7 protein-coding genes and 1 pseudogene are annotated in these 6,360 nt (G+C 46.6%); 2 read left to right on the top strand and 6 right to left on the bottom strand.

Going from position 1 to position 6,360, the window contains the following annotated elements:
- Window positions 1–117: 117 nt before the first annotated feature.
- Genes B3M51_RS04235 through rpmH form a run of 6 tightly spaced genes read right to left on the bottom strand, consistent with a single transcriptional unit; the run spans window position 118 to window position 4,549 of the window.
- Entirely contained in the window at window positions 118–741 is a 624-nt protein-coding gene (locus B3M51_RS04235) for a methyltransferase (RefSeq protein WP_292757044.1), read from the bottom strand.
- 18 nt (window positions 742–759) lie between these two features.
- A complete protein-coding gene (mnmE, locus tag B3M51_RS04230) occupies window positions 760–2,118 on the bottom strand; it encodes a tRNA uridine-5-carboxymethylaminomethyl(34) synthesis GTPase MnmE (RefSeq protein ID WP_292757042.1) in 1,359 nt (452 codons plus the stop codon).
- Window positions 2,119–2,175: 57 nt separating this feature from the next.
- On the bottom strand, window positions 2,176–3,819 hold the full coding sequence (gene yidC / locus B3M51_RS04225) for a membrane protein insertase YidC (RefSeq protein WP_292482818.1): 1,644 nt from the start codon (window positions 3,817–3,819) through the stop codon (window positions 2,176–2,178).
- Window positions 3,812–3,985 (bottom strand): membrane protein insertion efficiency factor YidD, encoded by a 174-nt coding sequence (gene yidD / locus B3M51_RS04220; RefSeq protein WP_349676692.1) that lies wholly within the window; start codon window positions 3,983–3,985, stop codon window positions 3,812–3,814. The genes yidC and yidD overlap by 8 nt, the downstream gene beginning before the upstream one ends.
- A 47-nt stretch (window positions 3,986–4,032) precedes the next feature.
- Entirely contained in the window at window positions 4,033–4,365 is a 333-nt protein-coding gene (gene rnpA / locus B3M51_RS04215) for a ribonuclease P protein component (protein ID WP_014705389.1), read from the bottom strand.
- 49 nt (window positions 4,366–4,414) lie between these two features.
- A complete protein-coding gene (rpmH, locus tag B3M51_RS04210; RefSeq protein WP_014705390.1) occupies window positions 4,415–4,549 on the bottom strand; it encodes a 50S ribosomal protein L34 in 135 nt (44 codons plus the stop codon).
- A 268-nt stretch (window positions 4,550–4,817) separates the two neighbouring features.
- Here rpmH and dnaA point away from each other — a divergent pair, with 268 nt between their 5' ends.
- Both dnaA and B3M51_RS04200 read left to right on the top strand, forming a co-directional pair.
- Window positions 4,818–6,182 carry a chromosomal replication initiator protein DnaA gene (dnaA, locus tag B3M51_RS04205; protein ID WP_292482823.1) on the top strand — a complete coding sequence of 455 codons (1,365 nt, stop codon included), beginning with the start codon at window positions 4,818–4,820 and terminating at the stop codon, window positions 6,180–6,182.
- Window positions 6,183–6,196: 14 nt separating this feature from the next.
- Window positions 6,197–6,360, top strand: a pseudogene (locus B3M51_RS04200) (DNA polymerase III subunit beta); the annotation flags it as partial.

Raw genomic sequence — 6,360 nt, 5'->3', positions numbered from 1 at the left:
TTGTGACTGAAAAAGCGCCACTCGGCGTTACTCGTCGCTTATTTAGAATTACTAAAAGGCGCTCCACGTGCCTTGATTGACGCTTTTTCAGCTCACAACAAAGGCGGAGATTAAAGATCAATAAGCCCTGTTAAATATCGCCATTTGAGTCGGTGAACCAAGCTGAGGATCAGCTTCACCAATTCCAGCAAATCGTACTTGATAGTGATGACGCGCGGCAACGCCTCTGGCCCATTGCTGAAATTTCTGCCGAGTCCATTCAAATTGATGGTCCGGATCCCGAAACTGTCCCGGATACAGCCCATACAAAGAATTGTATTCGTAATTAGGTGTTGTAAGTATGATTTGTTTTGGCCGCATCACCGCAAACACATTTTGTTCGACCTTGGATAACAGTCTGGGCTCAATATGCTCAATGGTCTCAATCATAACCGCCAGCGGGAAACCACAAAGCTCTGGATGCGGTTCAGCATATGATGCGTTAATCAAGCTTAATCGGGATGGCGTTTGCTGAAGGTATACTGCCAGTTTTTCACGCGCCTGCAGGATAGATAAACTGGATTGTTCAACACCGATAACCTGCTCAATCTGCGTTTCATTTAACAGCTGCCACAGAAAATTACCTGAACCACAGCCTAAGTCCAACAGCTGTTTAGCCCCACTTTGTTGAACTAATTTGAGGATATGTTGATGCCGTACTTCATGCAAATCACTGATTTGGGTGTCTTGACTTGGGAACATGAAATGCCTGCAAAAAGATCATTTACCAATACAAAAACTGGAGAAGATGCGGTCTAGTAAGTCTTCAGTCGTGAATGTCCCGGTAATCTCCCCCAGAGCAAACTGAGCAATACGCAGTTCTTCAGCCAGTAATTCCCCCGCCCCCATTCCTGTCAGACAGTCATAGCCTGCTTCAATGGCTTGCTGAGCACGCTGCAGAGCATCCAGATGCCGACGACGCGCCATAAATACCCCTTCTTCTTCCGGATGAAACCCCACTACCTCGCATAAATGCTGTGTCAGCAAATCCATCCCTTCGCCATTTTTGGCTGAGAGATAGATCACTGACATGCCATTTTCAATCGTTATTTCAGCAGCATGGTCGCTTTGGTCGATCTTGTTTCGAATCAAGGTGAATGATTTATCGGTCGGTAAAGCAGAAAGGATTTTTGTATCCTGCTCCGTCATGCCCAGCTGATCATCAATTAACAGCAGAATATGATCAGCTTGTGCCAATTCGTTCTGCGTTCTGCGGATCCCTTCCAGCTCAACGATATCACTGGTGGCATCATGCAGACCGGCAGTATCGGAAATACGAAGTGGCAAACCGCCCAGATGAATTTGCTCTCGTAATACATCTCGAGTGGTACCGGCTACTTCAGTCACAATAGCGGCATCATGCCCCGCCAGCCGATTATGCAGACTGGATTTGCCAGCATTGGGCTGACCGGCCAGAACCACACTGATGCCTTCGCGTAATAAACGGCCTTGTCGGGCACTGCCTTGAATGCCTGCCAGCGTTGCCAGTAGTTGCTGTAGTTGTTTATCGACCTGAGCTTCACCCAGGAAATCGATTTCCTCATCGACAAAATCAATGGAGGCTTCAACAAACATTCTTAAATAGGTCAGCTCTTGCAGGAAGTCATTAACCTTTTTGGAAAACTCCCCCTGCAACGAACGCATTGCACTACGAGCAGCCAGCTCAGTTGAGCTTTCAATTAAATCTGCAACGGCTTCAGCCTGAGCCAGATCCATCTTGCCATTCAGAAATGCACGTTCAGAAAACTCTCCGGGCCTTGCCATTCTGGCACCCAGTTCCACTGCTCTCTGACATAGTCGAGCCATCACCAATGGGCTGCCATGACCCTGCAATTCAATGACATCTTCACCGGTAAAGGATGCGGGTCCGGCAAAATACAACGCAATGCCGCTATCGATAATTTCTTTATCAGCTGCTCGAAAGTGGGTGAATTTTGCCTGGCGGGTTTGGGCCAGTTTGCCGCAGATTTGCTCAGCTATCTGAGCACTTTCAGGTCCGGATAAACGCACAACACCAACACCACCGCGGCCGGGCGCAGTGGCAATGGCTACGATAGTGTCGGTGTAATGCTCTGTCATAAATAACTCTGTTTACTCAGCTGTAAACAGTGGAGTTCTGCTTATACTGCTGAAGGGTTACAACGCGCCCATTTTACGAGTGATATACCACTGCTGAGCAATTGATAGAAGGTTGTTAACCACCCAGTAAAGCACCAGACCTGCCGGGAAGAAGGCAAAAAAGACGGTAAAGACAATTGGAAAGATCTTCATCATCATCGCCTGCGCCGGATCCTGAGGCATCGGATTCAGTTTTTGCTGGAACCACATGGATAAACCAAACAGCACTGGTAAGACAAAATAGGGATCCATTGCCGTCAAATCATTAATCCACAGGATGAAATCAGCCTGACGCAGTTCAATACTTTCGACTAACACCCAGTAGAAAGCCAAAAAGACCGGCATCTGCACCAGAATCGGCAAACAACCACCCAGCGGATTAATTTTCTCGGTGCGATATAAATCCATCATTGCCTGATTGAACTTTTGTTTATCGTCACCGTAGCGTTCTTTCAAAGTGGCCAGTTTAGGTGTCAATTTACGCATCGACGCCATTGACCGGTAACTGGCTGCTGACAGTTTATAAAATGCCAGTTTGATCAAAATGGTCAGTAATACAATGGACCAACCCCAGTTGCCAGTTAATTTATGTAGCCATTCCATGACGATAAATAACGGCTTGGAAATAATGGTCAGAATGCCGTAATCAACGGTTAAATCGAGATTATCCGCAATCGGTTCCAGACGCTGATGTTCTTTCGGACCAAGGTAAATCTGATAAGAGGTCTGAGCTTGCTCACCATTTTCAGCGACGACCGCTGGGAAACGGATACCGGCCGTATAATTTGTGTTGTTGATCGCTTTACCGTAAAGACTGATTTCCTGTAATGGTTCGGCAGGAATAAATGCTGCAACAAAATAATGCTGGATCATTGCCGCCCAGCCGCCATTCACATCGCGACGGAAGTCATTTTTCTCCAGTTCACCGAAATCCACTTTTTCGTATTCATTACCCGGACTGGAAAATACAGCCCCAGTGTAGGTATAAATCATGAAACTATCGTCTTCAGGTTGATTACGATTAAATTGCGCATAGGGATAAGCAGCAAAACGTTCGCCTGACTGGTTTTCTATCTGATAATTAACATCTACCAGATAACTGTCACGGGTAAAAGTATAGGTTTTAATCACGGTCAGACCGTTATCAGATTCCCAACGCATCGGCACACTGAGACTATCCGAATTTTCCCCCATAACATACTCAGATTGTTCTGCAGTATAGGTTTCATAATGGGTTGGTGCAGTGCCTTCCGCTCGTAAACCGGATTGGGTTACAAAGAAATTTTCACGGCTGTCATTTAAAAACTGTACCGGCTCATCAGGCAAATCAACATCAACAGGATATTGTAATAATGCCAGTTCGCGAATATCCGCCCCACGCAAATCAATTGTCGCTTCAATTACATCGGTTTTTATACGGAGCTGATTGGCTGAAGACGCCGAGGCTTGTTCGCTTTCCGGCAGAGCAGGCAGGCCATCAGCAGTAACTGCTGGTAACTCGGGTAAATCATCCTGAGACGGGGCGCTTTCTGAAACAGGCTGGTCTACGTTATTTTGCGTTGCAACCTGTTGCGGACGCACATAGTCATTTTGCCAGGCTTCCCACAACAACAGAGAAACAATTAACAGGCCAAAAATAAACAGAGTTCTGAGGTTATCCATTGTGTTTTTTTGTCTTTAGTTCAGGAACAGGATCCACGCCGCCGGCGTGCCAAGGATGACAGCATGAGATTCGGCGTAAACCGAGCCACACACCACGGAGCGAGCCATGCGTTTGAATGGCCTCAATCATATAATGGGAGCAAGTAGGTTGGAAGCGGCAGTGCATGCCCATGAACGGGCTTAATAAAAAGCGATACGCGCGAACAAAAGCGATTAGGATGTTTGCCATTGTGCCACCACGGTTAACCAATGTCGCTCCAATGCTGCCCATAATTGCGACGAATCCCGCTGACTTATATCAGGACGTGATAACACCACAATATCGATATTGGATAAAGTTGATTGATGCTGTCGGAAAGATTCCCGAATGATCCGCTTTACCCGATTACGTTGACTGGCAAGTTTAAGATGCTTCTTTGCGATAGCCAGTCCCAGTCGGGGATGCCCGACAGAGTTTTCAACGCTAAGAATCGTCAGACCACCGCCACCAGTGCGCTTACCCTGACGAAAAACCCGGGTAAAATCTCCCGGGCTATTCATTTTCATGGCTCGGCTGAAAGTGGCCAAGTCATGCACCCTCTGAGAACAGAGAGAATTAAACAGAAAGTTTTGCGCGGCCTTTGGCTCTACGGGCATTAATAATACGACGGCCGCCGACAGTTTTCATACGTGCGCGGAAACCATGAGTGCGCTTGCGCTTCAGATTACTAGGCTGAAAAGTTCTTTTCATTTCACCAACTCCAGGAATAACAATGGTTTTGCAGCCGGTAAGCGTCTCTCGAACGGAAACAGCCGGGGCAAAAGACATGGGATTATAGAGTTTGCAGGCATAACAAGTCAAACCGCATTCATCCGGTTATGCAACATTATTTTACTTGCCAAAAGCCCCGCATGCAGATAACTTTAGATGCCCTGTCTGTCGCGCTATACTATCACGAAAAAAGCCTGCAGTTATTAGTCTGTTTTCTGTAAACCTTTATATTAGTCAAGGAGTTGCTGTGTCTTCACCCCTTTGGGAAAAATGCCTATCCCATCTCGAAGGTGATCTTTCGGCACAACAGCTGAACACATGGTTACGGCCTCTGCAAGCCATCGAAACGGAAGATAGTCTGCGTCTGTTGGCGCCAAATCCTTATGTTAAGGCATGGGTTCACGAACAGCTTGAACAACAGATAAATGCGCTGATTAAAGGATTGACCAACGGCAGCATCAATAAAATTGAAATCGAAGTCGGTACCAAAGATTCCATTTCTGCTGAAAAAACCAAACGTCGTATTAAAACAACTGATAAAGCTCCCGCTTCGATAGCAGTTTCTGAAACAGAACCTTCGCCGGCGATTGGCAGCCCGATGAACCCGTTGTTTACCTTTGATAATTATGTTGAAGGTAAATCCAATCAGATTGCTCGTGCAGCATCTTTACATGTTGCCGAAGCACCGGGTACTTCCGGTTACAATCCTTTGTTTTTGTACGGTGGCACCGGCCTTGGTAAAACCCATTTGATGCTGGCGGTCGGCAACAAAATTCGCCAGAACAATCCCAAAGCACGCGTGATTTATTTATCCTCCGAACGCTTTGTACAGGACATGATTACCGCATTACGTAATAACGCCATTGATCAATTCAAAGCGCATTACCGCAGTGCCGATGCATTATTGATTGATGACATCCAGTTCTTTGCCAAAAAAGAACGCTCTCAGGAAGAGTTCTTTTATACCTTTAATAGTCTGCTGGAAGGCCAACGGCAAATCATTCTGACCTGTGACCGGTTTCCCAAAGAAGTCGAAAATCTGGATGAGCGTCTGCAATCTCGTCTGGGTTGGGGGTTAACCATCGCCATCGAGCCGCCAGAGCTTGAGACCCGCGTCGCGATACTGATCAAAAAAGCGCAACAAAATCTGATTACCTTACCGGATGATGTGGCCTTTTTTATTGCTAAACGTATTAAATCAAATGTCCGTGATTTGGAAGGTGCCTTGCAACGCGTGATGGCATTCTCGCGCTTTACCAACCAGCCGCTGTCGATTGATATGGCTCAGGATGCATTAAAAGATCTGCTGGCTTTGCACCAAAAACTGGTCACACTGGAAAGTATTCAGAAAACTGTTGCAGAATACTTCAAAATACGGGTATCGGACTTACTGGCAAAAAAACGCACGCGTTCGGTCGCCCGTCCACGACAAATAGCAATGGCGCTGGCAAAAGAGCTCACCAGTCATAGCTTGCCGGAAATCGGTGAAGCGTTTGGTGGACGAGATCACACCACTGTTCTGCATGCTTGTCGTAAAGTGGTGGAACTGAAAGAAACTGATAGCCGCATCGCGGAAGATTACCGTAATTTACTTCGTACTTTATCCAGCTAGCTGAGAGAGACATCATGCAATTTACTGTGAGCCAAGACATTATTGCCCGTCCCTTACAACTGGTGTGCAGCATCGTTGAACGGCGCTCCACCCTGCCTATTTTGTCTAATATTCTGTTACGTTGCCGTGATCAGCAATTAACCATGACCAGTACCGATATGGAACTGGAAATGATTGC

The sequence above is a fragment of the Methylophaga sp. UBA2689 genome (genome assembly GCA_002354555.1).
Lineage (GTDB): Bacteria > Pseudomonadota > Gammaproteobacteria > Nitrosococcales > Methylophagaceae > Methylophaga.
Note: the sequence above shows the minus strand (reverse complement) of the source record. Positions and strands in the feature narration are given on the sequence as shown.

Excerpts from the sequence above, each read along its gene's own strand:
- B3M51_RS04235 (WP_292757044.1), bottom strand. The coding sequence starts at position 741 with ATGTTCCCAAGTCAAGACACCCAAATCAGTGATTTGCATGAAGTACGG.
- mnmE (WP_292757042.1), bottom strand. The coding sequence starts at position 2,118 with ATGACAGAGCATTACACCGACACTATCGTAGCCATTGCCACTGCGCCC.
- yidC (WP_292482818.1), bottom strand. The coding sequence starts at position 3,819 with ATGGATAACCTCAGAACTCTGTTTATTTTTGGCCTGTTAATTGTTTCT.
- yidD (WP_349676692.1), bottom strand. The coding sequence starts at position 3,985 with ATGCACTGCCGCTTCCAACCTACTTGCTCCCATTATATGATTGAGGCC.
- rnpA (WP_014705389.1), bottom strand. The coding sequence starts at position 4,365 with ATGAAAATGAATAGCCCGGGAGATTTTACCCGGGTTTTTCGTCAGGGT.
- rpmH (WP_014705390.1), bottom strand. The coding sequence starts at position 4,549 with ATGAAAAGAACTTTTCAGCCTAGTAATCTGAAGCGCAAGCGCACTCAT.